This is a genomic window from Pseudokineococcus marinus (assembly GCF_013004605.1).
GTDB classification, from domain to species: domain Bacteria; phylum Actinomycetota; class Actinomycetes; order Actinomycetales; family Quadrisphaeraceae; genus Pseudokineococcus; species Pseudokineococcus marinus.
Genome location: NZ_JABEMA010000358.1, coordinates 1 through 2,861 on the forward strand (window position 1 = coordinate 1; position 2,861 = coordinate 2,861).

3 protein-coding genes are annotated in these 2,861 nt (G+C 77.6%); all 3 read left to right on the top strand.

What is annotated here, in order from left to right; translation table 11 throughout:
- Positions 1-1,818, top strand: a 1,818-nt coding sequence (locus HLB09_RS15335; RefSeq protein ID WP_171204194.1) for a chemotaxis protein CheW, incomplete at its 5' end; no start/stop codon positions are given.
- An 80-nt stretch (positions 1,819-1,898) separates the two neighbouring features.
- Complete coding sequence (locus HLB09_RS15340; RefSeq protein WP_171204195.1) at positions 1,899-2,330, top strand: chemotaxis protein CheW; 432 nt, start codon at positions 1,899-1,901, stop codon at positions 2,328-2,330.
- On the top strand, positions 2,327-2,521 hold the full coding sequence (locus HLB09_RS15345) for a hypothetical protein (RefSeq protein WP_171204196.1): 195 nt from the start codon (positions 2,327-2,329) through the stop codon (positions 2,519-2,521). The genes HLB09_RS15340 and HLB09_RS15345 overlap by 4 nt, the downstream gene beginning before the upstream one ends.
- Positions 2,522-2,861: the final 340 nt, after the last annotated feature.

A 2,861-nucleotide genomic window follows, 5' to 3' on the forward strand; every position in this document is an offset into this window, starting at 1 on the left:
CTCGCGCCCGACCCGGTCCTGGACGCGCCCGCGCCCGCGGCGGAGCAGCCCGCCGGCGCCCCGTCGGGCGGTTCCCCCGCGGGCGCGGAGGAGCCGGCCCCGGCCCGCCGCAGCGGCGAGGCGAGCGTCCGCGTGGACGTCGAGCTGCTCGAGCAGCTCATGTCGATGGTCGGCGAGCTCGTCCTCACCCGGAACCAGGTGCTCGAGCGCGCGTCGAGCTCCGGCGACGCCGAGATGCTCCGCGCGGCCCACCGCCTCGACCTCGTCGCCGGCGAGCTGCAGCAGGGCGTCATGCAGACCCGCATGCAGCCCATCGACCACGTGTGGTCCAAGCTCCCCCGCGTCGTCCGCGACCTCGGCGCCCAGCTCGGCCGCCAGGTCCGCCTCGAGATGGAGGGCGCCGACACCGAGCTCGACCGCACCCTCCTCGAGGCCGTCAAGGACCCGCTGACCCACCTCGTCCGCAACGCCGTCGACCACGGCCTCGAGCCCCCGGAGGACCGGCGGGCCGCCCGCAAGGACCCCGTCGGCCTCGTCACCCTCCGCGCCCGCCACGAGGGCGGGCAGGTGCTCGTCGAGGTCTCCGACGACGGCCGCGGCATGGACCCGCGCGTCATCGGCGCCCGGGCCCTCGAGCGCGGGCTCGTCGACGAGGCGACGCTGCGCAAGATGTCGACGACGGAGGTGCTCGGGCTCGTCTTCACGCCGGGCTTCTCGACGGCCGCCGCGGTGACGAGCGTGTCCGGGCGCGGCGTCGGCATGGACGTCGTCCGCACGAACATCGAGCGCATCGGCGGCTCGATCGAGCTCGAGTCGGTCGTGGGCCGCGGCAGCACGACGCGCCTGCGCGTGCCCCTGACGCTGGCGATAATCCCCGCCCTCGTCGTCTCCTGCGGCGGCCAGCGCTTCGCCATCCCGCAGAACGGCCTCCGCGAGCTCGTGGGGCTGGACCGCGACGGGGGCGCGGGCACCGAGCACGTGGGCGACGCCGAGGTGCACCGGCTGCGCGGGCACCTGCTGCCGCTGGTGCGCCTGCACGACGCCCTGGCGCTCGGCCGCCCGGAGCCGGGGGAGTCCTCGGTCGTCGCCGTCCTCGAGACCGCCGGGCGCCGCTTCGGCCTCGTCGTGGACGCCGTCCTCGCGACGCAGGAGATCGTCGTCAAGCCGCTCGGCGCGCTGCTGGGCGACCTGCCCCACTACTCGGGCGCGACGATCCTCGGCGACGGCGGGCTCGCGCTCATCCTCGACGTCCAGGCGCTGTCCCGCTCGGCCCGCGAGCAGGAGCGCGCCGACGAGCGCGCCGGCGAGCTCGACGCCGGCCCGGGCGACAGCACCCAGCTGCTGCTGGTCCGCGTGGGCTCGCGCCGCATGGCGATCCCGCTCGAGGTCGTCACCCGCCTCGAGGACGTGCCGCGCGAGCGGCTCGAGCGCATCGGGCGCCGCTGGGCCGTCCAGCACCGCGGCGAGGTCATGCCCGTCCTCGTGCTCGCCGAGCACCTCGGGGAGCTGACCTCCGGGGAGGAGTCCGTGCCGCTCGTCGTGCACGCCGTCGGCGGGCGCTCCGTGGCGCTCGCGGTCGACGAGATCCTCGACGTCACCCCGGCCTCCGGCGCGCGCGTCAGCCACCTCGGCGACCCGGGCCTGTCGGGCTCGGCCGTCGTCGACGAGCACATCGTCGAGCTCCTCGACGTCCGCCAGGCCGTCCTCGCCGCCGACGCGACCTTCTACGACGAGGTCGAGACGCCCTCCCGCGCAGGCGCCTACGCCCCGCCGCGGCCCCGCTCGCCCCGTGACGCCCACGAGGGGGCCCGGGCGTGAGCGGCCGGCGCGCGGACGTCGCCACCCGGGGGCCGGAGCGCCCCGCCGCAGCCCACCACCGGCCCGCAGGGGAGCCCCCCATGACCGTCAGCTACGTGACCTTCCACCTCGGCGACGGCCTGTACGGCATCGAGGTCCTGCGCGTGCAGGAGGTCCTCACCGAGCAGGCGCTCACCCGGGTGCCGCTCGCGCCGCCGGAGGTGGCCGGGCTCGTCAACCTGCGCGGGCAGGTGGTCACGGCCGTGGACCTGCGCCGCCGCCTCGGGCTGCCCCCGCGGGAGGAGGGCCTGCCCACGACGGACCTCGTCGTGCGGGTCGGCGACGAGGTCGTCGCCCTCCTCGTGGACTCCATCGGCGACGTCGTCGAGGTCTCCGAGGACGACCTGGAGCCGCCGCCGGACACCCTGAGCGGGCCGATGGCCGACCTCATCACCGGCGCCTGCCAGCTGCCCGACCGCCTGCTCATGCCCCTGGACGCGACCCGCACCGTCGCGCTGGGCAGCCGGGCGTGAAGCAGCAGCAGGCAGAGGGGCGGCAGGTGGAGGGGCAGAGCGTGAGCCCGCCGGCGGCGCGCGAGGAGCTCCTGCTGCTGCTCGAGCTCGACGCCGCGCTCGAGGCGTCGCGGGAGGTCGGGGCGCCCCGCCCGGCCACCACCGCGACGGTGCCCCGCACCCCGGGCGCTCCGCGGCGCGCCCGCCGCTGACCGTCCCCGTCACGGGGCCACCGCGCCCGGCGGCACGACCACCGACCCCGACCAGCGGGGCCCCGGCGACGACGTCCCGGCGACGACGTCCCGACGACACCCGGGCCCCGACGACACGCGGGCCCCGACGAGACCCGGGCCCCGGCGCCCCGACCGACGCCCGAGGAGGTGCAGCACGTGCCCTACGGCCTCGTGAGCTCGCCGGTCGTCGCCTTCGACCTCGTGCGCCACCCGTCCGGCCCGTCGGTGGCCCGGGTGCTGCGCTACGCCGTCGGCGCCGGTGCGGCGCACGTGCGCGCGCTCGCCGACGCGGCGCCGCCCGCCGGCCCTGGTGGCACGC